At 70.9% G+C, this 23,687-nt stretch carries 20 protein-coding genes, 1 tRNA gene and 2 pseudogenes; 11 read left to right on the forward strand and 12 right to left on the reverse strand.

Annotated features, from left to right (window positions below; translation table 11 throughout):
* Positions 1 to 621, forward strand: a pseudogene (locus ACGF0J_RS18830) (hypothetical protein); the annotation flags it as partial.
* 15 nt (positions 622 to 636) lie between these two features.
* Here ACGF0J_RS18830 and ACGF0J_RS18835 read toward each other — a convergent pair.
* On the reverse strand, positions 637 to 2,103 hold the full coding sequence (locus ACGF0J_RS18835) for a nitronate monooxygenase (protein ID WP_393147352.1): 1,467 nt from the start codon (positions 2,101 to 2,103) through the stop codon (positions 637 to 639).
* A gap of 168 nt (positions 2,104 to 2,271) precedes the next feature.
* Here ACGF0J_RS18835 and ACGF0J_RS18840 point away from each other — a divergent pair, with 168 nt between their 5' ends.
* Both ACGF0J_RS18840 and ACGF0J_RS18845 read left to right on the forward strand, forming a co-directional pair.
* Positions 2,272 to 2,754: an RrF2 family transcriptional regulator gene (locus ACGF0J_RS18840; protein WP_393147354.1), complete on the forward strand. Its 483-nt coding sequence runs from the start codon at positions 2,272 to 2,274 to the stop codon at positions 2,752 to 2,754.
* 65 nt (positions 2,755 to 2,819) lie between these two features.
* Positions 2,820 to 4,082, forward strand: coding sequence for a globin domain-containing protein (locus ACGF0J_RS18845; RefSeq protein ID WP_393147356.1), 1,263 nt, complete (start codon positions 2,820 to 2,822; stop codon positions 4,080 to 4,082).
* A gap of 74 nt (positions 4,083 to 4,156) precedes the next feature.
* Here the strand turns inward: ACGF0J_RS18845 and dapD are convergent, their stop codons facing one another.
* The 5 genes and pseudogenes from dapD to ACGF0J_RS18870 all read right to left on the reverse strand — a co-directional run bounded on the left by dapD (position 4,157) and on the right by ACGF0J_RS18870 (position 6,632).
* Positions 4,157 to 5,119 (reverse strand): 2,3,4,5-tetrahydropyridine-2,6-dicarboxylate N-succinyltransferase, encoded by a 963-nt coding sequence (gene dapD, locus ACGF0J_RS18850; RefSeq protein ID WP_393147358.1) that lies wholly within the window; start codon positions 5,117 to 5,119, stop codon positions 4,157 to 4,159.
* 105 nt (positions 5,120 to 5,224) lie between these two features.
* Entirely contained in the window at positions 5,225 to 5,644 is a 420-nt protein-coding gene (locus ACGF0J_RS18855) for a pyridoxamine 5'-phosphate oxidase family protein (RefSeq protein ID WP_393147360.1), read from the reverse strand.
* A 108-nt stretch (positions 5,645 to 5,752) separates the two neighbouring features.
* Complete coding sequence (locus ACGF0J_RS18860) at positions 5,753 to 6,178, reverse strand: hypothetical protein (RefSeq protein WP_393148083.1); 426 nt, start codon at positions 6,176 to 6,178, stop codon at positions 5,753 to 5,755.
* 228 nt (positions 6,179 to 6,406) lie between these two features.
* Positions 6,407 to 6,508, reverse strand: a pseudogene (locus ACGF0J_RS18865) (helix-turn-helix domain-containing protein); the annotation flags it as partial.
* Positions 6,509 to 6,549: 41 nt separating this feature from the next.
* Positions 6,550 to 6,632 (reverse strand) — tRNA-Leu (locus tag ACGF0J_RS18870).
* Positions 6,633 to 6,739: 107 nt separating this feature from the next.
* On the opposite strand from ACGF0J_RS18870, the gene ACGF0J_RS18875 reads away from it, so the two are divergent.
* Complete coding sequence (locus ACGF0J_RS18875; protein WP_393147362.1) at positions 6,740 to 7,324, forward strand: ANTAR domain-containing response regulator; 585 nt, start codon at positions 6,740 to 6,742, stop codon at positions 7,322 to 7,324.
* Positions 7,325 to 7,410: 86 nt separating this feature from the next.
* Here ACGF0J_RS18875 and ACGF0J_RS18880 read toward each other — a convergent pair whose 3' ends face one another.
* A complete protein-coding gene (locus tag ACGF0J_RS18880) occupies positions 7,411 to 8,268 on the reverse strand; it encodes a hypothetical protein (RefSeq protein WP_393147364.1) in 858 nt (285 codons plus the stop codon).
* Between the two features lie 185 nt (positions 8,269 to 8,453).
* On the opposite strand from ACGF0J_RS18880, the gene ACGF0J_RS18885 reads away from it, so the two are divergent.
* The gene (locus tag ACGF0J_RS18885) at positions 8,454 to 9,746 is read left to right on the forward strand and encodes an ABC transporter substrate-binding protein (RefSeq protein WP_393147365.1); all 1,293 of its coding nucleotides are present in this window, start codon (positions 8,454 to 8,456) and stop codon (positions 9,744 to 9,746) included.
* A gap of 440 nt (positions 9,747 to 10,186) precedes the next feature.
* Here the strand turns inward: ACGF0J_RS18885 and ACGF0J_RS18890 are convergent, their stop codons facing one another.
* The 5 genes from ACGF0J_RS18890 to ACGF0J_RS18910 form a co-directional block, all read right to left on the reverse strand.
* Entirely contained in the window at positions 10,187 to 10,999 is an 813-nt protein-coding gene (locus tag ACGF0J_RS18890) for an ABC transporter ATP-binding protein (RefSeq protein WP_393147367.1), read from the reverse strand.
* A complete protein-coding gene (locus tag ACGF0J_RS18895; RefSeq protein WP_393147369.1) occupies positions 10,996 to 11,934 on the reverse strand; it encodes an ABC transporter ATP-binding protein in 939 nt (312 codons plus the stop codon). The genes ACGF0J_RS18890 and ACGF0J_RS18895 overlap by 4 nt, the downstream gene beginning before the upstream one ends.
* Positions 11,924 to 12,910 (reverse strand): branched-chain amino acid ABC transporter permease, encoded by a 987-nt coding sequence (locus ACGF0J_RS18900; RefSeq protein WP_393147371.1) that lies wholly within the window; start codon positions 12,908 to 12,910, stop codon positions 11,924 to 11,926. Before ACGF0J_RS18900 ends, ACGF0J_RS18895 begins: the two co-directional genes overlap by 11 nt.
* Positions 12,911 to 12,921: 11 nt before the next feature.
* A complete protein-coding gene (locus ACGF0J_RS18905) occupies positions 12,922 to 14,061 on the reverse strand; it encodes a branched-chain amino acid ABC transporter permease (RefSeq protein WP_393147373.1) in 1,140 nt (379 codons plus the stop codon).
* 634 nt (positions 14,062 to 14,695) lie between these two features.
* Positions 14,696 to 15,067, reverse strand: a complete 372-nt coding sequence (locus ACGF0J_RS18910; RefSeq protein WP_393148059.1) for a PaaI family thioesterase — start codon at positions 15,065 to 15,067, stop codon at positions 14,696 to 14,698.
* 104 nt (positions 15,068 to 15,171) lie between these two features.
* Between ACGF0J_RS18910 and polA the strand changes: the two genes are divergently transcribed.
* From polA to coaE, 6 genes are all read left to right on the forward strand, one after another.
* Positions 15,172 to 17,862, forward strand: coding sequence for a DNA polymerase I (polA, locus tag ACGF0J_RS18915; RefSeq protein ID WP_393147375.1), 2,691 nt, complete (start codon positions 15,172 to 15,174; stop codon positions 17,860 to 17,862).
* A 346-nt stretch (positions 17,863 to 18,208) separates the two neighbouring features.
* Positions 18,209 to 19,336: a polysaccharide deacetylase family protein gene (locus ACGF0J_RS18920; protein ID WP_393147377.1), complete on the forward strand. Its 1,128-nt coding sequence runs from the start codon at positions 18,209 to 18,211 to the stop codon at positions 19,334 to 19,336.
* Positions 19,337 to 19,548: 212 nt separating this feature from the next.
* Positions 19,549 to 21,039, forward strand: coding sequence for a 30S ribosomal protein S1 (gene rpsA / locus ACGF0J_RS18925; RefSeq protein WP_393147379.1), 1,491 nt, complete (start codon positions 19,549 to 19,551; stop codon positions 21,037 to 21,039).
* A gap of 131 nt (positions 21,040 to 21,170) precedes the next feature.
* Positions 21,171 to 22,307, forward strand: a complete 1,137-nt coding sequence (locus ACGF0J_RS18930) for an epoxide hydrolase family protein (protein ID WP_393147381.1) — start codon at positions 21,171 to 21,173, stop codon at positions 22,305 to 22,307.
* Positions 22,308 to 22,448: 141 nt separating this feature from the next.
* Positions 22,449 to 22,916, forward strand: a complete 468-nt coding sequence (locus ACGF0J_RS18935; protein WP_393147383.1) for a GNAT family N-acetyltransferase — start codon at positions 22,449 to 22,451, stop codon at positions 22,914 to 22,916.
* Between the two features lie 9 nt (positions 22,917 to 22,925).
* Positions 22,926 to 23,528 (forward strand): dephospho-CoA kinase, encoded by a 603-nt coding sequence (gene coaE / locus ACGF0J_RS18940; protein ID WP_393147385.1) that lies wholly within the window; start codon positions 22,926 to 22,928, stop codon positions 23,526 to 23,528.
* The last annotated feature ends 159 nt before the right edge of the window (positions 23,529 to 23,687 follow it).

The raw sequence follows: 23,687 nt of genomic DNA on the forward strand, positions 1-23,687 counted from the left end.
GCCGGCAAGACCGGCACCAACAACAACAACAAGGAAGCCTGGTTCGTCGGCTTCACCCCGCAACTGTCGACCGCCGTCGGCATGTTCCGCCAGGAGTGCAAGACCAAGAGCGGCAAGGTCGTGCCGCCGAAGAACGACATCTGCCCGGTGACCAAGGGCAAGAGCACGCGCTACGACGCGGCCAATCCCTACAGCACGCCGGTCGAGGTGCCTCTCGGCGCCGCCTTCGAGGGTGCCACCTACCCGGCCGCCACCTGGCGTACGTTCATGACCGAGGCGATGAAGAACATGCCGGTCCAGCAGTTCCCGCCACGTGCCGACATCGGCATGACGGAGAGCCTGGTCCCCGAACCGGCCCCGCCGGGCACCCCCCGTCCCACGCCGAGCACGTCGCCCACCACGGCCCCCGATGACCCATGGGGCGACGACGACGCCGCATGCTGCCAGGACGATGCGAACACCGACCCGCAGCGCGACGACCCCCAGACCCCCCAGCGCGACGGCGCGCGGCCCGACGACCCGCAGCGCGACGATATGGGGCCCGACGACATGGGGCCCGACGACATGGGGCCCGACGCGCACGGCGTCCCCGTCGGCGACGGCACGAGGACCCGAGGTTAGGAGCTCCCCTCGCCGTCAGCCGCCGAGAAGGCGCGCGACCACGTCGGCCGCCGAGGGGTCGTCCGGCAGCCCGGCGAGGAACCCCGTGTCCTGGCCGAGTGTGAGCAGCGGCGGCTCCCGGTAGCCGTCCGGGCGGCTCTGCCCGAGCCCGATCGCGGCGAGCAACCCGTTGCACAGGCAGTGCCGCCCGGCGGCCTCCTCCGCCGGGCGGCCCTTGCGGACGTAGGTGCCCACGGGTTCGGCCGGGCAGCGGTAGCCGATCGCGCCGTCCGGCCTGGCGAACGGCGTGCGCAGGTAGCCCAGGTCGCACAGCCGGGCCCGCGCGCTGTACACCTCCGGCTCGGACATCGTCCCGGGCACATCGGCGATCTTGAACGGGAAGCCGGTGGGGGAGGCCCGGGGGTCGTTGCGAACCCGCAGCGTGCCCGCCCGGGCGCGCCGCAGCAGCCGCTCCCGCAGCTCGCCGTCCAGCCCCGACTCCCGGCACAACGCGAACGCCGAACCCACCTGGACCCCCGCGGCCCCCACCGCCCGGGCCCGCGCCAGCCCGTCCGGCGTGCCGTACCCGCCGGCCAGCCAGAACGGCAGCCCGAGCGCCGCCAGCTTCGCGGTGTCGGCCTCGTCCCGCGGCCCGTACACGGGGTCGCCCGCGTCGTCCAGCAGCAGCCGCCCGCGCGGCGGCGCGCTGTGCCCGCCGGCCACCGACGACTCCACCACGAACCCGTCCGGCCGGGTCGCCGCCGACCGGGCGAGGTACGCGGCGAGCACGTGCGAGGAGACGATCGCCAGGAATCGCGGCCGCGTCACCGGCGGCGGCTCCGGCCCGAGCAGCTCGACCGGGTCGACACGGACCGTGTGCCGCTGCGCGGAGTCGTCGCCGCCTGCCACGGCGACCGTCAGCTCAGCCGGCCGGTGCGCCGCCAGATCGTCGAGCAGCCGCGGGATCTCGGCCGGGATACCGGCGCCGACCAGGACGTAGTCCACCCCGGCCAGCATCGCCCCGTAGGCCGCGGCGGGCGTGGCGAGCTGGATCTTCTCCAGGTAGTTGACGCCGACGAGGCCGTCATGGCCTTCCTTGGCCAGCCACACCTCCGCGAAGTTCGCCACCACCGTCAGATCGTCGCGGGCCCTGTTCGGCCGCAGCCCCAGCCGCGGCACGGGCCGGTACGGCACGGCCGGAGCGGTCCCGCCCGCCACGTAGTAGCGCCGCAGCACCCGCTCGGCGACCGCAGGCACCGGGAAGCGGGCGAGCGCGCGGCGCAGCCGGCCGTCCGGGTCGCCGAGCTGCAGCCGCCGGGCCAGGGTGGCGTCCAACGCCGTGCCGGACACCACGCCGAGCTGCCCGGCCTCGGCGACGGCCCGGGCCAGCCGCCACCCGGACACCCCGACGCCCATCCCGCCCTGGATGAGGACGGGCGGGCCGGGCGGGTGGCGGTGGGCGCCGGCCACGGGCTCACTGATCGACTCGGCGGTGGACAACACAGACCTCCTCTTCCGGCCGGCCCGGTGGTGCCTGGGGTCCGGGCCGGCCCCGGAGGAGTCCATCACCGGAGCACCGCGCGGCCGTAGTGACGAAAGTCCCTGATCGCAGGGACGCCCGGCCCTTTCCGCCGATCCCGGCCGGTGACCGGAACCGCCTACCGTAGGGGTATGCGGCTGACCGCCTTCACCGACATCTCGCTGCGCATCGTCATGCGGCTGGCCGTGACCGGCCGCGACGAGCTGATGACCACCCGTGTGGTCGCCGACCTGCTCGCCGTGCCCTACACGCACGCCGCCAAGGCGGTCGCGCGGCTCAGCGAGCTGGGGCTGGTGGAGGCCAGGCGTGGCCGGGGCGGCGGACTCCAGCTCACCGAGGCCGGCCGGGACGCCTCCGTCGGCGGCATCGTCCGCAGCCTGGAGGGCGGCGGCGACGTGGTCGGCTGCGACGACAGCCCGCCGTGCCCGCTACGGGCCGCCTGCCGGCTGCGCACGGCGCTGCGGGAGGCCCAGGAAGCCTTCTACGCCTCGCTCGACACGGTCACGGTCGGCTCGCTGGTGGCCGCGCCCACCGGCCCCGCACTGCTGGCGCTCACCGCGCGTCCCGGGGCGATGGCCACTCCCGGTGGGGAGACCGCCGAGACCGCTCTTTAATATGTATCTCAGATTCCAATTTTAGCGGGGCCCGGTTTCGGGCTGCCCTGGATCAGGAGGTACACATGCTGTCCGCGGAGAGCGCCGCCGTCGTCCGAGCCACGCTGCCCGCCGTCGGCGCCGCGCTGGACGCCATCGCGGCGCGATTCTACGAGTCGATGTTCGCCGACCGGCCCGAACTGCTCGACGGGCTGTTCAACCGGGGCAACCAGCGCAGCGGCGAGCAGCGCAAGGCCCTCGCCGGGTCGTTCGCCGCCTTCGCCGGCATGCTGGTGGAACGCCCCGACGAGCGACCCGACGCCCTCCTCGGCCGCATCGCGCACAAGCACGCCGCGGTCGGCATCACCGACGACCAGTACGTCATCGTGCACAAGTACCTGTTCGGCGCGATCGCCGACGTGCTGGGCGACGCCGTGACCCCCGAGGTGGCCGCCGCCTGGGACGAGGTCTACTGGCTGATGGCCGGCGCCCTGATCGCCCTCGAAGCCCGCCTCTACGCCGAGGCCGGGGCCCGCCACGGCGCGACCTGGCGGCAGTGGCGCGTCGTCGAACGGCGCGAGGAGACGGCCGACGTGGTGTCCTTCGCGCTGCGCCCGGCCGACGGCGGGCCCGTCCCGCCCGCCCGTCCCGGCCAGTACGTCAGCGTCCGCGTCCGGATGCCCGACGGAGTGAACCAGCTCCGCCAGTACACGCTGTCCGGATTCGGCGAGGACGGGCTGCGCCGCATCACCGTCAAGCGAGTGCGCGGCGGCGAGCAGCCCGAGGGGGAGGTGTCCACGCTCCTGCACGCCACCGTGGCGGAAGGCGACGAGCTGACCCTGTCGTCGCCGTTCGGCGACGTGACCCTCGACGACGTCCGCACCACGAGCCGCGCCGGCGAACTCCCCGGTGGCGGCACCGGTGATGGCGCGCCTGTCGTGCTGGCCTCCGCGGGCATCGGCTGCACGCCCATCACGGCGATGCTCCAGCACCTGGTGGACACCGGCTCCAGCCGCCGCGTCCTGCTCCTGCACGCCGACACCTCCGAGCCCGCCCACGCCCTGCGCGCCGACATGACCGCCCTGACCGACGCGCTGCCGGGCGGCTCGCGGGTGTTCTGGTACGAGGAGCCGCCGGCGGACGGCGCCACCCGGACCCGGGCCGCCGTCCGGACCGGCACGATGGACCTGGCCGGCATGGAGATCCCCGCCGGGGCCGTGGCCTACCTGTGCGGCCCGCTGCCGTTCATGAGGCACGTGCGCGGGCAGCTCCTAGAGGCGGGCGTCGCACCCCGCGACATCCACTACGAGGTCTTCGGCCCCGACCTCTGGCTCGCCACCGCCGCCTGACCCCGGCCGGACCGCTGAGGGTGGGTGCCGGTCCAGCCCCTGGCACCCCCCGCGGACCGGGCCCGCCGAAGGCCTCAGTTCTGGTGCAGGGCGGAGTTGAGCTCGATGCCGCCGCCCGTGCGGGGCGAGACCTCGACGGCCCCCGTCTGCGAGTTGCGGCGGAACAGCAGGCCGTCAGTGCCCGACAGCTCCCTGGCCTTCACCGTGCGCCCGTCCGGCAGCGCCACCTTCGTGCCTGCCGTCACGTACAGGCCCGCCTCCACGACGCAGTCGTCGCCCAGCGAGATGCCCACCCCGGCGTTGGCTCCCAGCAGGCAGCGCTCGCCGACGGAGATGACCTCCTTGCCGCCGCCCGACAGGGTGCCCATGATCGAGGCCCCGCCGCCCACGTCGGAGCCGTCGCCCACCACGACCCCGGCCGAGATGCGGCCCTCCACCATGGAGGCGCCCAGGGTGCCGGCGTTGAAGTTCACGAAGCCCTCGTGCATCACCGTGGTGCCGGGAGCCAGGTGGGCGCCGAGCCGTACCCGGTCGGCGTCGGCGATGCGCACCCCCGACGGCATCACGTAGTCGGCCATCCTCGGGAACTTGTCCACCCCGTACACCGCCACCGGGCCCCGCGCACGCAGCCTCAGGCGCGTCCGATCGAAACCCTCCACCGCGCACGGCCCGTGGCTGGTCCACACGACGTTCGCCAGCAGGCCGAAGACGCCGTCCAGGTTCAGCCCGTGCGGCCTCACCAGGCGGGCGGAGAGCAGGTGCAGGCGCAGGTAGGCGTCGTGCGCGTCCACCGGCGGCTCGGAGAGCTTGGCAATGCCGGTGCGCACCGCGACCACCTCGACGCCCCGCGCCTCGTCGGCGCCGACGAGCGCGGCCAGCTCGCCGGCCTCGGCGGCGTCGATCCGCTCGGTGCCCGTGGCGGGCGGGTCGCCCAGCTCCGGAGCGGGGTACCAGGTGTCGAGAACGGTGCCGTCGGCGGTGACGGTGGCCAGGCCGATGCCGTGCGCGCCGGTCACCGTGGGATCTGTAGCAGTCACGGGCCTCAAAATACCGTCACCCCGCCTGCCGGCGGCGCACCGGACACCCGCGTACGGCTGCCGCGACACCGGCACACCGACCCGGGCCCGGTCGTCGCCGCCGGCTCACACCGCCCCCAGATCGGCCGACAGCCACCGCTCCGGCCGCATCCGGAACGTCACCAGAGCCCGCGCGTCCGAGCTTTCCACGTAGCCGGGCACGGCGTCGGCCGGCAGGTAGCGCGCCGCGATCCGGGCCAGCTCCTCCAGCGTGGTGGGCGTGGCGGCGACCACGGGCCCCTCGACGCTGACGTAGCGGTAGGTCGGGCTCACCCGCTGGACGAGCAGCGAGAACCGCCCCGCCTTGACGATCAGCCGCGCCTTCAGCGAGTCGCCGCCGGTCAGGAACCGCACCTCGCCACCCGGGCGGTAGTCGTACCAGACGGGCACGTTCAGCGGCGCCCGCTCCGCGCCGGCGTCCACGGCCACCGCGGCGATGTGCGCGTCGGCCAGGAACGCCTCCTGCTCGGCCACGGTCAACGCCATCGGCCCCACCCCCTTCACGCTCTACATCACCGGTCCGCGGCCGCTCGCAGCCACGGATGCGGATTCTTTGCCCATCCTTGGCGGCGACAGGCGGCCCGGCGCATCGCGTCAGTACTTGGGGCCGACGTGGGCGTCCAGCAGCTCCACGGCCTCCCGGCGGGCGACGGAGATCTCGTTGCGCTTGTTGCGCCGCCAGGCCACCCCGAGCAGGTCGAGCGCCTCCCCGCACAGGGCGAGGATGTCGGCCGACTCGTTCTTGAACAGGTAGCGCGGATAGGAGTAGCAGCGCACGCCGCCGGGCAGCGCGCGGCGCACGTGGTTGACCCCCCGGTAGCCGTCGGAGTGCATGAGACCCCGCACGAACCATCCCGGCCACCCGGCGACGATCTCCCGCTGCCAGTCGTGGAGCGTGATCGGACGCTGGTGCTTCCTGCCGGGCCCGTGCTGGGGGAAGAGACAGACCCAGTGCTTGGAGTAGCTCTTGACCTCGGTGCATCCTCTGCGCTGTCGGCGGCTCACGGATGAGGTCGGCATGACACCTGCCATCGCGGTGGCGGCCTCTTGGATCAGGCCGGGCCAGGTGTCGCCGCAGAAGAGGGAGAGTTGGTACACGTCCTTGCGGCATCGCACGATGTGCCCGTCCCCCAGATAGAGACCCAGAAGATGGGCGTACGCGATTGGATCGAGCTCACGACCGTGACAGCGAGGACAGGTGCGACGGTCGGCGTCGTGCGCCCGACGCGCACCGGTGCGCCACCTGCGCACGGTCCCAGGCGAGACACCGCACACGGCCGCGGCCTCACGATCACTCATGCCGCGCGCGGACAGACGCAGCGCGCGGTCTACGGTCTCCCGAGGATGCACACGCTCAGTCTGTCAACCGTCACCGACAGTTCGCGGGCGAGTGCCGGAAGCGGGATTCGAACCCGCACGCCCTTTCGAGCAGACGCTTTTGAGGCGTCAGTGTCTGCCATTCCACCATTCCGGCTGAGATGTCCGAGCTTATCCGGACATGAAGCCCTTTCCGGCCGTGCAGTTGATCAATGGCCGGGCGGACGTGGCTCTAATCTAGCGGACATCGGTACTCTTCTGCTCGTGAGTACGCAGCGGCGAGTGGTGATCGCGGAAGACGAGGCGCTGATCCGCCTCGACCTCAAGGAGATGCTCGAGGAGGACGGCTACGTCGTCGTGGGCGAAGCCGGTGACGGTGAGCAGGCGATCCGGCTGGCCGCCGAGCTGAAGCCCGACCTGGTGATCCTCGACGTCAAGATGCCGGTGCTCGACGGCATCTCCGCCGCCGAGCGGATCGTGGCCGACCGGATCGCCCCGTGTCTCATCCTCACCGCGTTCTCCCAACGCGATCTGGTGGAGCGGGCCAGGGACGCGGGTGCCATGGCCTATCTGGTCAAGCCGTTCACCAAGGCCGACCTGGTGCCGGCGATCGAGATGGCGGTCAGCAGGCACGAGGAGATGGTGGCCCTCAGCAAGGAGGTGTCCGACCTTTCCGACCGGCTGGAGACGCGCAAGCTGGTCGAGCGGGCCAAGGGGCTGCTGATGGCCGGGCACGGCTGGAGCGAGCCGCAGGCGTTCCGGTGGATCCAGAAGGCGTCCATGGACCGCCGGCTGAGCATGCGCGAGGTTGCCCAGATCGTTATCGACGACGCGGAAAAGACCGACTGAACCGCCCTTCATCCCCGCATATGTCGGCTGGGTGTTGATCCGGTCACGACTGGGCGTCCAAGCGGCCTCGAACCCTCGCAATGGGCTCACCCGCGCAGGCCACACACCCGCAGCGCGTAGTCGATCAGCCGGTCCTGCGCGTCCTGGGGCGGCGTCACGATGACGATCCGCTCCTCGCCCCCGTCGACCGAGGCCCGTACGGGGAACTGGAACGCCTTCTTGGCCTCCGCGAACGCGTGCGGGTCGCACCGGCCGGGCGACAGGGCGATGGGCGCCTCGGCCCGCCGCGCGCCCGCCTCCAGCGTCACCAGAGGACGGCGCCGCACGCCGGGCGTGACCATGTAGTGGGTGGTGCCGTCCACGGAGGTCACGCTCACCGTGCCCGCGCCTCGCCGGGTGAGCACCAGCGAGCCGCGCATCAGCTCGCCGTCCCGTTTCCAGTCGGGCCCGAACGACAGGGTGGCGGCCTGCTTGACGAGGTACGCCGAGCACTCCTCGCGCAGCAGCCGCGACAGCAGCGGATCGGGATGCGGCACGGTGAAGACGACCTTGCGCAGCGGCTCGTCGCCGGTGCGGACGCGGGCCACGACCGTGGCCGGCTGGAGCCGGGGCAGGCCGGACGGCGCGCAGTTCGCCTCGCCGTAGGTGATGGGCAGATCGGTGCGCTCGGTGCGGCGGATCGTGGCGTCGGCGCGCTGTGGCGGTAGCGTTTCGAAGGAAGCCGTGACCAGTTGGACGTCGGCGAAATACACGGGCGTGGTGGTGGTATTGCGCACGGCGATCTGCAGGGCGTGCACAGGTTCGTCCGAACGCCATTGGGCCAGGGACACGGAGACGCCGGCCGGCGGGCGTGTCACCGGCTCGGCGCCCTGGTCGGCGGCGCAGCCGGCGAGCGTGGTCGCGGCCGAGACCGCGAGGACGAGGGGGAGCCCAAAACGCTTCACTTCCGGCACATTAGGCAAGCTAGCGGCCCTCTCGTAAGTTGAGGACTGATTACGACTCAGCATCCAAGTGCCGACAGTTCATCGTGGCATCTGGTTGTGACCCGCGGCGGTTTTGTACCTTTCCGTCATTCGATCGGGAACGTCGGCGCAGACCGGTCCCGGCCTGGAGATGAAGGAGACACTTCATGGTCCGCATTGCTCCCGTGGGGCGGGCGCTGGCTGTCGTGGCTGCCACCAGCCTCGCCCTGACAGCTTGCGGTGGTGGCAGCGATACCGCTACCCAGCCGTCCGAATCGGCCGCGCCATCCTCCGCGGCTCCCGCGGCGAAGGGTGACGGCACCCTGACGATCGGCACTCTGCTGCCGCAGACGGGCTCCCTCGCCTTCCTCGGCCCGCCCGAGTTCGCGGGCGTCGACGCGGCGATCAAGGAGATCAACGACGCCGGCGGCGTGCTCGGCAAGCCGGTGGCGAAGTTCGACACCGACTCCGGTGACACCACCACGAACATCGCCTCGCAGTCGGTGGACAGGCTGCTGGCGCAGAAGGCCGACGCCATCATCGGCGCCGCCTCCTCGTCGGTGTCGGAGTCCGTGATCGACAAGATCACGGGTGCGGGTGTGATCCAGTTCTCGCCGGCCAACACCTCCGACAAGTTCACCACGATCGAGGACAAGGGTCTCTACTTCCGCACCTCGCCGCCGGACAAGCTGCAGGGCCGCGTGCTGGGCGACCTGATCGTGGCCGACGGCAACGACACGGTCGGCATCCTGGCGATGCAGGACTCCTACGGCACGGGCCTGGCCGACCAGGTCTCCAAGACCGTCACCGACGGCGGCGGCCAGGTCGTCGAGCGGGTCGACTACGACCCGAAGGCCGCCGACTTCTCCGCCGACGTGGCCAAGCTCAAGGCCAAGAACCCGAAGGCCATCGTGCTGATCGGCTTCGAGGAGACCGGCAAGGTCATCCAGGAGCTCATCAAGCAGGGCATGCCGGCCAGCAAGCACAAGTGGTACATGGTCGACGGCAACACCTCCAACACCAACTACGTCAAGCTGCCCAAGGGCTCGCTGACGGGCGTCAAGGGCACCATCCCCGGCGCCGCCTCCCCGGAGGAGTTCCAGAAGAAGCTGATGGCCGTCAACCCGAAGCTGGAGGACTTCAGCTACGCGCCCGAGTCCTACGACGCCACCAACCTGCTCGCGCTGGCCGCCGAGGCCGCCAAGAGCGACGCGGGCACGGACATCGCCGCGAAGCTGGCCGAGGTCAGCAAGGGCGGTGAGAAGTGCAACGACTTCAAGACCTGCGTCGAGCTGCTCAAGGCCGGCAAGGACATCGACTACGAGGGTGTGAGCGGCCCGGTCGAGTTCGACGAGGCCGGTGACCCGGCCGTCGCCACCATCGGCATCTACCAGTACGGCGAGGACAACAAGTACCCGACGAAGGCCCTGGAGTACCGCACCGGCAACATCGCCGGCTGACGATCCGCTCCCTGACCTGACAGCGGCGAAGAGGGGCCCGGTCCAGCGGACCGGGCCCTTTCGCGTGTGTCCGGCCCGCCTGACGCCGGGTCACGGCCGGGCATATCCCGCATGACGCCGGGTCATGGCCGGCCGTATCCCGCCTGACGCCGGGACGCGGCCGGCCGCCGTACGTCCGGAGGCCGGGATGCGGCGGGGCGGCGCTGTACGGCAGCGTGACGCCCGCCTTTCGCCGGGCGACCCCCGAGGGGCGGTCCGGGTGTTCCGGGCGCTCTCGTGGCCTCTGGGGGCTCCAGTCGGCGCGTGGGCCGCCGTTTCCACGCGTGGCCTCTCGCGCCCCCCAGGCGGCCTCTCGCGCCCCCCAGGCGGCCTCTCGCGCAGCCCAGGGAAACGGCGAAGGAGCCCCCCGGGGGGAGGCCCCTTCGCCGTTCGTGATCCTGTTACGCCTTGGCCAGGGTGCCGAGGTAGAGCTCGATCACCTTGGGGTCGTCGGCGAGCTGGCGGCCGGTGCCGGTGTAGGCGTTGCGGCCCTGGTCCAGCACGTAGCCGCGGTGGCAGATCTGCAGGCAGCGCCGGGCGTTCTGCTCGACCATGACGACCGTGACGCCCGCCTTGTTGATCTGCTGGGCCTGGATGAAGACCAGGTCCTGCAGCTTGGGCGACAGGCCCGCGGACGGCTCGTCCAGCAGCAGCACCGACGGCTCGGTCATGAGCGCCCGGGCCATCGCCACCATCTGCCGCTCGCCGCCCGACAGGGAGCCGGCGCGCTGCTTGCGCCGTTCCTTCAGGGCGGGGAACAGCTCGGCGACGAACTCGAAGCGCTCCTTGAACTTGCCGGGCACCTGGAAGGCGCCCATCTCGAGGTTCTCCTCGATGGTGAGGCTGGGGAAGACGTTGTTGGTCTGCGGGACGTAGCCGACGCCGCGGGCGACCAGCTCGTGCGCCTTCATGTTCGTGATGTCCTCACCCTTCAGCTTCACCGTGCCGCTGCGGATGTTGACGAGTCCGAACATGGCCTTGAGCAGCGTCGACTTGCCGGCGCCGTTGGGGCCGATGATGCCGATCAGCTCGCCCTGCTGGACGTACAGGTCGGAGCCGTTGAGGATGTTGACGCCCGGCAGGTAGCCGGCGATGAGTTCGTCGCACCGCAGCACGGCGCCCTCGGCGCCGGCCAGGTGCTCGCCGCGGTCGGTGACGGCCCGCTCGGAGCCTGCCCGCGCCTCGCCGGGAGTGGATTCGGGGACGGCGTTCACTTCTGCGTCTCCTCTACGATCTCTTCCTCCAGCGCCGCCTCCGCCTCGTGCAGTTGCTCCTCCAGTTCCCGCTCTGACAACGGGGCGTCGTGGTGGGCGCCGAGGTAGGCGTCGATGACGCGCGGGTCGGACATGATCGTGTCCGGCGGGCCTTCGGAGATGACGGCGCCCTGGGCCATGACGATCACCCAGTCGCTGATGTCGCGCACCATGTCCATGTCGTGCTCGACGAACAGCACGGTCATGCCCTGCTCGCGCAGGTCCTTGACGTGGCCGAGCAGCGACTGGGTGAGCGCCGGGTTGACCCCGGCCATGGGCTCGTCGAGCATGACCAGCTCCGGCTGGACCATGAGCGCGCGGGCCATCTCCAGCAGCTTGCGCTGGCCGCCGGACAGCGATCCGGCGAAGTCGTCGCGCTTCTTGTCGAGCTTGAAGCGGACGAGCAGCTCCTCGGCCCGTTCGGTGATCTCGTCCTCCTGCTCCCGCCAGAAGCCGGGCACGAGGGCGCGCCAGAAGCTCTCGCCCTTCTGGCCCTGGGCGCCGAGCCGCATGTTCTCGATGACGGTCAGCTTGGACAGGGCCTTGGTGAGCTGGAAGGTGCGCACCATGCCGGCGCGGGCCACCTTGTGCGGGGGCACGCCGTTCATGGCGCGGCCGTTGAACGTCCACTGGCCGGCGTCGGCCGTGTCGAAGCCGGTGAGCTGGTTGAAGAACGTCGTCTTGCCGGCGCCGTTGGGGCCGATCAGCGCGGTGATGGAGCCGCGCTGGACCTCGACGTGGTCGACGTCGACCGCGGTGAGGCCGCCGAAGCGGCGCACGACCTTGTCGACCACGAGGATCGGGTCGGGTTTGGCCACGCCGGGATCGCGGGCCAGGTCCTTGAAGGCGGCCAGCGCCGCGGCCTTGCGGTCGGTGGCCGTGGTCTCAGCGTGCATCGATCGCTATCTCCCTCTTGTCACCGAAGATGCCCTGTGGCCGGAAGACGACCAAGAGGATGAGCCCCAGCCCGACGAGGAGGAAGCGGAACTGGCCGACCTGAGTGGAGGTCATGAAGGTGATGTACCCGGCTTCGACCGCTCCGCTCAGCACGCCGTAGACGAGCACCAGCAGCACCCAGAAGATCATCGAGCCGACGACGGGTCCGAACACGCGGGCCGCGCCGCCGAGGATGAGGATCGTGTAGGCGAAGAAGGTCGTCTCCGTGCCGAAGATGTCCGGCTGCACCGAGGCGAACGCCAGGCCGTAGACGAACCCGCCCAGCGCGCCGATGACGCCGCCGAGGACCAGCGACTGCATCTTGTACGAGAAGACGTTCTTGCCGAGGCTGCGCACGGCGTCCTCGTCCTCGCGGATGGCCTTGAGCACGCGGCCCCACGGGCTCTTCATGAGCATGTAGACGAGCAGGCACGACAGGCCGATGAGGAGCCAGCCGACGACCAGGACCCACAGCAGGCGATGGTTGAAGGTGAGCCAGCCGAAGCCGTACTCGCCCGCGGGGAAGGGGTTGATCGCGTAGAAGCCGTCGGTGAAGCCGCGCCGGCCGTCGGAGCCGCCGAAGACGTCCTTGAACGCCACCGACCGGAAGATCAGCCGGATGATCTCCGCCGCGGCGATGGTGACGATGGCCAGGTAGTCGGCGCGCAGGCGCAGCGTCGGGATGCCCAGCAGGAGCGCCAGGAGGGCCGCGGCCAGCAGGCCCACCACGATGCCGGCCCAGAACGGCAGGCCCAGCACGGTGACGGTGACGGCGAGGCCGTAGCCGGCGACGGCCATGAAGGCCGCCTGGCCGAAGTTGAGCAGGCCGGTGTAGCCGAAGTGGACGTTCAGTCCGATGGCGGCGAGCGCGTAGAGCACCGTCTCGACGCCGATGGCGGCCTTGACGGTGGTGGAGATGATCGTGATCCAGTCCATGGTTCCCCCCGTCAGCCGATCCGCTCGCGGCGGCCCAGGATGCCCTGCGGCCGGAAGAGGAGCACGATGATGAGTACGGCCAGCGCGCCGACGCTCTTGAGCTCCGCCGGCACCCAGAGGGTGGACAGCTGGATGAACAGGCCGACGATGAGGGAGCCGACGAGCGCGCCCCACGCGGTGCCGAGCCCGCCGAGCGTGACGCCGGCGAAGATGAGCAGCAGGATGTCCTGGCCCATGTTGAACTTCAGGCTCTGCGAGACGCCGAGCATGATGCCGGCCAGCGCGGCGATGGCGCCGCCCATGGTCCAGATGATGCGGATGACCCGGTCGACGTTGATGCCGGAGGACGCGGCGAGCGCCGGGTTGTCGGCCACGGCGCGGGCCGCCTTGCCGGTGCGGGTGCGCAGCAGCGCCAGGCTGACCACGACGAGGACCGCGAGCTCGATGGCCATGGCGACGAAGTTCTTCGGAGCGGCGGTGATGGGGCCGACCTGGATGCCGGGCTGGCCGGTGTACTGCTCGTAGACCTCGGTCTGGCCGCCGAAGATGATGAGGAACAGGTAGCGCAGGAAGATCGCCACGCCGATCGAGACGATCATCATGGCGATGATGCCGGTGCCGCGCCTGCGCAGCTGACCCCAGAAGAACCTGTCCTGGGCGTAGCCGAACCCGCCCGCGATGATCACGGCGATCCCGGCGGCGGGGATGAGGTGCAGGCCGAAGCCGGTGTTGAAGGCGTAGGCGACGATGGCTCCCAGGGTGACCAGCTCGCCGTGGGCGAAGTTGGTCAGGCCGGTGGTGCCGTAGATGAGCGACAGGCCGAGCGCGGCGAGGGCGATGATGAGGCCCAGGTTGAGGCCCTCGAAGGCGAGCTGTGCCGCCTGGGTCCAGAAGCTGCTCTGCCCGGACGGTTCAGGTTGTGGCTGGCCGGGCGCGCCCTTGGCCTCCAGCGCGAAGAGCACGGTCGACATGTTGCCGTCGTAGACGGTGGGCGTGCGGACGTTGTTGCCACCCCGGACCGCGGCGTTCTGCGGCAACGTGTTGGCATCCAGTGTGACCTTGTACTTTCCCGGCTTCTCGACCGGGACCTGCCACGCGCCTTGGGCGTTACTTGTAACCTCCGCAACGGGTTGTCCGCTTTCGGTGGTCACGACGATTTTCACGCCGTTCACTGGCTGGCCTTGGAATGTGAGTGTCCCTCGTAGGCCCTGCTCGGGCGTCGCCGCGTGGGCGGGTGACGCGAGCAGGAGGACGAGTCCACTCAGGAAGGCCGTGAACGCGATCACGGCTCTGCGCAATGGTGCTCCCTCAGATAGGTCAAGGCGGGGTTGTGCCCCTCCATCTCGACACGCGGGCATCGCAGGCACAACTGGGATGCTGTTGCGGGAGCTTATTCCTCGAACGACCGGTTCACTATTGTTCGTCACCAATTAGTGACATCGGCGTGTCACCAGCGTGAGCAACCAAGTCAGCAGGTCAAGGCCTACATCGGCGCCGGGCGCCGGGCGTCCGTGTCATGACCCGGTGACGGGGCGGCGCCGGCGCCGGCGGGGCCGGGACGCGGCGGGGAGACGAGCCCGAGGGGGACCTTTGGGGCCGTGCGGGGCTTCCCCGGCCGCACACGTTATCTACTCGGTCGCCCCGCGGGCTCTGACTCGGACCACCGTAGCGACCCGCGGGGGCCGTGTGCAAAGGGGGACGGGAGTCGCGTGGCGCGTTTCGCGGGCGCCCCCGGCCATCCGGGCGCCTTGGGGTGCCTTCGGGGGCTTTGGGTGGTCCCGCGGGTCAGCGGTCGCGAAGCATGCAGGTCAGCCGTGACGTGCAGACGCGCCGCCCCTGCTCGTCGGTGATCTCGATGTCGTACGAGGCCAGCGTCCGGCCGCCGTGCAGCCGGGTGGCGACGCCGGTCACGTGTCCGGAGGTGGCCGAGCGGTGGTGCGTCGCGTTGATCTCGATGCCGACCGCGATGCGCTCCGGACCGGCGTGGATGGCCGCGCCCGTCGAGCCGATCGTCTCGGCCAGCACGACGGAGGCGCCGCCGTGCAGCAGGCCGTACGGCTGGGTGTTGCCCCGCACCGGCATCCTGGCCACGACCCGCTCCGCGCTGGCCTCCAGGAACTCGATGCCCATCCGATGGGGCAGCGTGCCCTCGTACATGCCGGCGAAGATGGCGAGTTCGTCAGGGTTGGTCTGCGTCAAGGGGACGCCTCCACTCTTCCGGGCTCGGGTTTTCTGTCGCACCCGCAGACTAGGCTGCGGGTGTGCCGAAGAGTGAAGTGACCCCCAGCCGCCCGTGCCTGCTGCTGCTCGACGGGCATTCGCTGGCCTATCGCGCGTTCTACGCGCTCAAGGACGCCAACCTCATGACCACCGACGGTCAGCACACCGAGGCGGTCTACGGGTTCACCTCGATGCTGACCAACATCCTGCGCGATGAGCAGCCGTCGCACGTGGCCGTCGCCTTCGACCGGTCGGAGCCGACGTTCCGGCACGAGGAATACGCCGACTACAAGGCCAACCGGAGCGAGACGCCCGAGGACTTCCGCGGTCAGATGCAGCTCATCTACGAGCTGCTCGACACGCTGCGCGTCCCGCACCTGTCCAAGGCGGGCTTCGAGGCCGACGACCTGATCGCCACGCTGGCCACCCGCGCCGCCGCCGAGGGCATGAACGTGCTGATCGTGACCGGTGACCGTGACGCGCTGCAGCTCGTCGACGACCAGGTCACCGTGCTCATGACGCGCCGCGGCATCAGCGACATGACGCGGTTCACGCCGGAGGCGGTGGAGGAGAAGTACGGCCTCACCCCGATCCAGTATCCCGACTTCGCCGCGCTGCGCGGCGACCCCAGCGACAACCTGCTGAGCATCCCCGGCGTCGGCGAGAAGACCGCGGCCAAGTGGGTGCGCGAGTTCGGCTCGCTGACCGCGCTGGTCGACCGGGTGGACGAGGTCAAGGGCAAGGTCGGCGACAAGCTGCGCGACCACGTCGCCCAGGTGCTGATGAACCGCCGGCTCACCGAGCTGCTGCGCGACGTGCCCCTGGAGGTGGAGCTGGGCGATCTCAAGCAGGGGGCGTGGGAGCGCGAGGAGATCAACAAGCTGTTCGACACCCTGCAGATCCGCGGCGAGCTGCGCGAGCGCGTCTTCAAGGTGCTCGGCACCGGCGAGCAGGAGCCCGACCAGGGCTTCGAGGTGGAGACCGTCATCCTCGGCCCCGACCGGGTGGCCGGCTGGTTGGCCGCGATGCCCGCCGGCCGCGCCGGGCTGGCCTTCCGGGGCGTCCACGGCAGCGGCACCGGGCGCATCGACGCCATCGCCGTGGCCTCGCCCGACGGCACGGCCGCCCACATCGACCCGACCAAGCTGACCGAGGGCGACGAGGCGGCGCTGAGCGCCTGGCTGGCCGACGAGGGCCGGCCCAAGGCGGTGCACGACGCCAAGGGGCCCATCCTGGCGCTGTGGCAGCAGGGCATGGAGCTCAGGGGCCTGTCCTGCGACACCGCTCTGGCGGCCTATCTGGCGATGCCGGGCCAGCGCACGTTCGCGCTGGAGGACCTCGCCCGCCGCTACCTCAACCGTGACCTGCGCGCCGAGGAGGCGCCGGACGGCCAGGCCGCGCTGTTCGGCGACGACGAGGACGCCCCGGCCAAGGAGCTGGCGCTGCGCGCCCACGCCGTGCGTGAGCTGGCCGACGCGCTGGAGGCGTTCCTGTCGGGCCGCGGCGGCACCCAGCTGATGAGTGACGTGGAGCTGCCGCTGCTGACCGTGCTGGCCGAGCTGGAGCGGGCCGGCATCGCCGTCGACGGCGAATACTTCGCGGGCCTGGAGGCCGAGTTCGGCGCGGCGGTCAAGCACGCCACCGAGGAGGCCCATCGGGTCGTCGGTGAGCAGTTCAACCTCGGCTCGCCCAAGCAGCTGCAGGAGATCCTGTTCGTCCGGCTCAACCTGCCCAAGACCAAGAAGATCAAGACCGGCTACAGCACCGACGCCGACCAGCTCGCCTGGCTCGCCACACAGACCGAGCACGAGCTACCGACGATCATGCTGCGCCACCGCGACCAGCAGAAGCTGCGCACCACGGTCGAGGGCCTGATCAAGGAGATCGCCGACGACGGGCGCATCCACACCACCTTCAACCAGATCATCGCCGCGACCGGCCGGCTGTCGTCGGAGAAGCCCAACCTGCAGAACATCCCGATCCGCACCGCCGAGGGCCGCCGCATCCGGCAGGGCTTCGTGGTGGGCGAGGGTTACGAGACGCTGCTGACCGCCGACTACAGCCAGATCGAGCTGCGGATCATGGCCCACCTGTCGGGCGACGAGGCGCTGATCGCGGCCTTCGAGTCGGGCCACGACTTCCACCAGGCCACCGCCGCCCGGGTGTTCAACCTGCCGCCCGAGCAGATCGACGGCGAACTGCGGGCCCGGATCAAGGCGATGAACTACGGGCTGGCTTACGGCCTGTCCGACTTCGGGCTGGCCGGCCAGCTCAACATCCCGGTGGCCGAGGCGCGGGCGCTGAAGGAGGAATACTTCCAGGAGTTCGGCGGCGTCCGAGACTTCCTGCACGACATCGTCCGCCAGGCCCGCAACGACGGCTACACCGAGACGATCATGGGTCGGCGCCGCTACCTGCCCGACCTGACCAGCGACAACCGTCAGCGCCGGGAGATGGCCGAGCGGATGGCGCTCAACGCGCCCATCCAGGGGTCGGCCGCCGACATCATCAAGGTCGCCATGCTGCACGTGCGCCAGGCGCTGCGCGAGGAGGGGCTGGCCTCCCGGATGCTGCTGCAGGTGCACGACGAGCTGGTGTTCGAGGTCGCGCCGGGCGAGCTTGAGCGGCTGCGGCAGGTGGTGTGCGACCAGATGAACGCCGCCTACCACCTGCGCGTCCCGCTGGAGGTCTCCGTCGGCGTCGGCCGCACCTGGGAGGACGCGGGCCACTAGGAGCCGCCGCGCACGCCACCCTGGCCCCCCGCGCACGCCACCCTGGCCCCCCGCGCACGCCACCCTGGCCGTCCGTGCTGTGCCGCGCTGTGCTGCGCCGTCCCCGCTGTGCCGCGTCGCCCGCCCTGTGGCGGGTGCCCGGCCCGCGCGGCGCGGGCTGCGGGGGCCGGTGCGGGGGCGGGGGAGCCGGAGCCGGAGTGGAATGCGGCCGGGGCTCGGTTCGCGGGCGTTCGGGGGTTATGGGGGTGGCTGGTGGGGCAGGTCCGGCATCTTGTGAAGGGTCACCCCATGGTGGTTCTGCACTACCCTTGATCAGGTCGTTTCCCCCGAGTGGCACGGGAGTTCTGTGCGGTCCGCAGCGTCCCTCACGCCGATCATCGGCATCGCGAACGCCGTGGTGTTGGCCGTGGCCGTGGTCGGTCTCATGGTGGTCCCCTCCTCCGGCGAGGATCCGGACGGCCGGGCCGGCGCCGCCGTCGGGCAGCAGACCCCCCAGGAGACTCCCCAGCAGCCTTCCGGCAAGCCCGAACCGTCCCCGTCGCAGGAGACCGGGCAGCCGCCCGGCGTGGTGGCCGACCCCGAGTTCGCCCGGCAAGTGGGGGCGAACGAGGCGGGTCTGGTGCCGGTGCTGATGTACCACCGGATCGTCGCCAAGCGGCACGCGGCCATCGACCGCACGCCCGGGCAGTTCAGGCAGGAGTTGGAGAAGCTGGCCCGGCAGGGATACGTGCCGATCACCGCCGAGGAGTTCGCCACCGGCGACATCCGGGTGCCCGCCGGGAAGTTTCCCGTCGTGCTGACGTTCGACGACGGGCATCCGAGCCACTTCGGCCTCGACGCCGCGGGCAACCCGCGGCCGGACACGGCGGTCGGCATCATCCTCGACGTGGCCAGGAAGTACCCGGAGTTCCGGCCCGTCGCCACGCTGTGGGTCAACCGCGAGCCGTTCGGGCTGCGCGACCGCGCCGGGCAGGAGGCGGCCGTGCGGTGGCTGACCGAGCGCGGGTTCGAGGTGGCCAACCACACCTGGGCGCACCCCAACCTGCGCGCGGTGCCGACGTCGCAGGTGCGCCGGCAGATCGCCAAGCTGGAGCGCCTGCTGGAGACGCTGGGCGCCGGCCCGTCCAGGACCATGGCGCTGCCGTACGGGAACCTGCCGCGCGTCAAGAAGGCGGCCCGCGCCGGCGGCTGGGAGGGCACCCGGTACGACTTCGCCGGGGTGTTCCTGGCAGGCGCCGAGCCGTCGGTTTCGCCCTTCGCGAAAAAGTTCGACCGTGGCGCGATCCAGCGGATCCAGAGCAACGGCAAGAAGGGCGAGTGCCGCAAGTGGTGCTCGCAGTACTGGCTGGAATGGCTGAACAAGCACCCGGATGAGCGGTTCGTCTCCGACGGCGACCCGCAGCGGATCTCCGTGCCGCGGCGACTTCGGGGTAAGATCGAGGCGCCGCGGGGGGCTCAGGTCAACGCTTACTGATCAGTCGATCGGCGGTTGGCACGCCTCACGGATTGACCCCGTGCTTCTTGTCTCATATCCTGATCGCTGCGCTGTGGGCTCGCGCGCGCCTCAGACGGAGCGGGCTCGCGCTCGGTCACGTCGATGTCGTAACTCCTCGGCTTGATGCGGAAGAGGGCCTGCCGCGCGTCCGCCACATCGACATCCTGTCCGCGTTCGGAGCAATTCCACACATGACGTCCAGCACTGAGGCCACCTCGAGCACCCCGCAGGTAGCGGTCAACGACATCGGGTCCGAGGAAGCCTTCCTCGCCGCGATCGACGAGACCATCAAGTACTTCAACGACGGCGACATCGTCGAGGGCACCGTCGTCAAGGTCGATCGAGACGAGGTCCTTCTCGATATCGGCTACAAGACCGAGGGTGTCATCCCCTCGCGCGAGCTTTCGATCAAGCACGATGTCGACCCTGCTGACGTCGTGGAGGTCGGCGAACACGTCGAAGCCCTCGTTCTCCAGAAGGAGGACAAGGAGGGCCGCCTGATCCTGTCCAAGAAGCGTGCTCAGTACGAGCGCGCCTGGGGCACGATCGAGAAGATCAAGGACGAGGACGGCATCGTCACCGGCACCGTCATCGAGGTCGTCAAGGGTGGTCTCATCCTCGACATCGGCCTCCGTGGCTTCCTCCCGGCGTCCCTGGTCGAGATGCGCCGTGTCCGCGACCTGCAGCCGTACGTCGGCCGCGAGCTCGAGGCGAAGATCATCGAGCTCGACAAGAACCGCAACAACGTGGTTCTGTCGCGTCGCGCCTGGCTTGAGCAGACGCAGTCCGAGGTTCGCCAGACGTTCCTCAACACCCTTCAGAAGGGCCAGGTCCGCAAGGGCGTCGTCTCCTCGATCGTCAACTTCGGCGCGTTCGTGGACCTCGGCGGCGTCGACGGTCTGGTCCACGTGTCCGAGCTGTCCTGGAAGCACATCGACCACCCCTCCGAGGTCGTCGAGGTCGGCCAGGAGGTCACGGTCGAGGTCCTCGACGTCGACATGGAGCGCGAGCGCGTCTCCCTGTCGCTCAAGGCCACCCAGGAAGACCCGTGGCAGCAGTTCGCCCGCACCCACCAGATCGGCCAGGTCGTGCCGGGCCGCGTCACCAAGCTGGTGCCGTTCGGCGCGTTCGTCCGGGTCGAGGAGGGCATCGAGGGTCTGGTCCACATCTCCGAGCTGGCCGAGCGCCACGTGGAGATCCCGGAGCAGGTCGTCCAGGTCGGCGACGAGATCTTCGTCAAGATCATCGACATCGACCTCGACCGCCGTCGCATCAGCCTCTCGCTGAAGCAGGCCAACGAGGGTGTCGGCACCGAGGTCGAGTTCGACCCCACGCTCTACGGCATGGCGGCGACCTACGACGACCAGGGCAACTACATCTACCCCGAGGGCTTCGACTCGGAGACCGGTGAGTGGCTCGAGGGCTTCGACAAGCAGCGCGAGGAGTGGGAGCGGCAGTACGCCGAGGCCCAGACCCGCTTCGAGGCGCACCGCAAGCAGATCGAGGAGGCCCGCAAGGCCGAGGCGGAGGCCGGCGAGGCCGCTCCCTCGTCCTACAGCGGTGAGTCGCCGGCACCGGCCAGCAGCTCGTCCTCGTCCTCGTCCGCTCCGGCCAGTGGTGCCCTCGCCTCCGACGAGGCTCTCGCGGCTCTGCGCGAGAAGCTCGCCGGCGGTCAGAGCTGACCTGAGGCGGCTGTAGCCGTAAGCCCGTAAGAAGGCCCCGCACGATCATCGTGCGGGGCCTTCTTCGTGGATTCGGACTGTCCGGGCAATCGCGGAACGAACCTTTCCGCATTGCCTCCTACTGTTCAGGCATGAAGTCCTTCCGCATCGCCATTCCCCAGACCGACCTCGACGACCTCCAGCAGCGGCTGCGCCGCACCCGCTGGGCCCGGCAGCTTCCGGGCGGGTGGAGCAGGGGAGTGACCGTCGAACACCTGCGCGACCTGGCCGCGTACTGGGCCGACGGGTTCGACTGGCGGGCCCAGGAGGCCAAGCTCAACGCCTTCCCCCAGTACACGACCGAGATCGACGGCCAGACCGTCCACTTCGCGCACGCCCGCTCGCCCGAACCGGACGCGATCCCGCTGATCCTCACGCACAGCTGGCCCAACTCCTTCGCCGAGTTCCTCCACGTCATCGGCCCCCTCACCGACCCACGCGCCCATGGGCTGGACCCCGCCATCGCCTTCCACGTCGTGGCGCCGTCGCTGCCCGGATTCGGCTTCTCGCCGTTCCCCGAGCCCGCCGACGAGCGTCCGTGGAGCATCGAGCGGGTCGCCCGCACCTGGGCGGAGCTGATGGCCCGGCTCGGCTACGACCGGTACGGCGCGCACGGCAACGACGCCGGAGCCCTCGTCACCCCGCAACTGGCCGTCCTCGACAGCGACCACGTGATCGGCTCGCACATCACCGGCGGCATCGGGATGCCGACCGGGGACGCCGCCGAGCTGGCGGACGCGAGCGAGGAGGAGTGCGCCATGGCGGCCCACATCGGCCAGATGTGGGCGGCCGGCAGCGGCTACGGCCCCTACCTGTCCAACCGGCCGCAGACGCTCGCCTTCGGCTTCGCCGACTCACCCGTCATGCAGCTCGCCTACCTGGTCGAACGGTTCAAGGAGTTCGACGGCTGGCCCGGCGGCAAGGATGAGGTGACCGAGCCGATCGACCGCGACCTGCTGCTCACCAACGCGACGATCTACTGGCTGACCGGCACGGGTGGCTCGTCCTCCTGGACGTACTACGAGGGGGCGGCCGGCATGCCGATCGACCAGGACAGCGTGCCGACCGGGGTGTCGCACGGCGGCCCGGAGCTGTTCCGCCGCCTCGCCGAACGCCGCAACCGGATCGTCTGCTGGGGGGATGCGGACAGCTCCAGCCACATGGTGTCCATGGCGGCGCCGGAGTCGGTCGTGGCCGGCATCCGCGAGTTCTTCACCCTGGTGCGCTGAACCCGGGGCCGACGATCGCGCGCCCGCACGCCGCCACCGGCACGCCGCCATCGGCACGCGCGGCCGGTGGGCGGGTGCTGTCGGTGGCGAGCCCGGCAAGGACTGGACGGCACGCCCCCCGCCTGAAGTAGGGTGCTGGCCGTGGAGATCGAGCGGGCCGTGCCCGCGGACGCGGGCGAGATTCTCACCGTGCAGCGCGCCGCGTACGTCACCGAGGCCCAGCTTTACGGCGACCCGTTCCTGCCGCCCCTGGTGGAGTCGATGGGGCAGGTCAGCACCACGATCCGCGACGCCGTCGTGCTCAAGGCCACCGACGAGGGCCGGATCGTGGGCTCGGTGCGCGGCCGCCTGTCCGGCACGACGTGCCTGGTGGGGCGGCTCGTGGTGGCCCCCGACCGGCAGCGGCGCGGTCTCGGCGCTGCGCTGCTCGCCGCGCTGCACGAGCAGCTCCCGCAGGCGGCGGCGTTCGACCTGTTCACCGGCCACTTGTCGGAGGGCAACCTGCGGCTCTACCGGCGCCTCGGCTACCGGGAGACCCGCCGCGAGCGGATGGACGACCACCTGACGCTCGTCCATCTGCGCCGCCCGGCCGAACCCGCCACTGGATAGGCTTGCCGGGTGCTGAAGATCGGACTCACCGGCGGCATCGGCTCCGGCAAGAGCGAGGTGTCCCGCAGGCTCGCCGCGAGGGGCGCCGTGGTGATCGACGCCGACCGGATCGCCCGCGAGGTCGTCGAGCCGGGCACGGTGGGGCTGGCCCGCGTGGTGGCGGCGTTCGGTGACGGGGTGTTGCGCCCCGACGGGTCGCTCGACCGGGAGCGGCTCGGCGCCGTCGTGTTCGCCGACCCCGACCGGCTGGCCGTGCTCAACTCGATCGTCCACCCGCTCGTCGGGGAGCGCGTGGCCGAGCTGCAGGCGCAGGCGCCGGGCGACGCGATCGTGGTCTACGACGTTCCGCTGCTGGTGGAGAACAACCTCACCCCCATGTACGACGTGGTCGTCGTCGTCGACGCCTCCGACGAGGTGCGCGTCGCCCGGCTCGCCGAGCACCGAGGCATGCCCGAGCCCGACGCCCGGGCCCGCATCGCGGCCCAGGCCGGCCGCGACGAACGGCTCAGGGCCGCCCACATCGTGATCCCCAACGAGGGCACGCTGGAGGAGCTCGAAGCCCGGGTCGGCGAGGTGTGGCAGGACCTGCTCGCCCGCGCCGCCCGCGGCTGACCCGACGAGCACCGCGACGCAAGCCTCGACGCCCGCCGCGACGAAGCACCCCGACGGCCACCGCCCCGACGGCCACCGCCCCGACGGCCACCGCCCCGACGGCCACCGCCGCGATGACCACCGCCGCGATGACCACCGCCGCGACGAGCGCCGTGACGC

It is taken from the genome of Nonomuraea sp. NPDC047897 (assembly GCF_043204415.1).
GTDB lineage: Bacteria > Actinomycetota > Actinomycetes > Streptosporangiales > Streptosporangiaceae > Nonomuraea.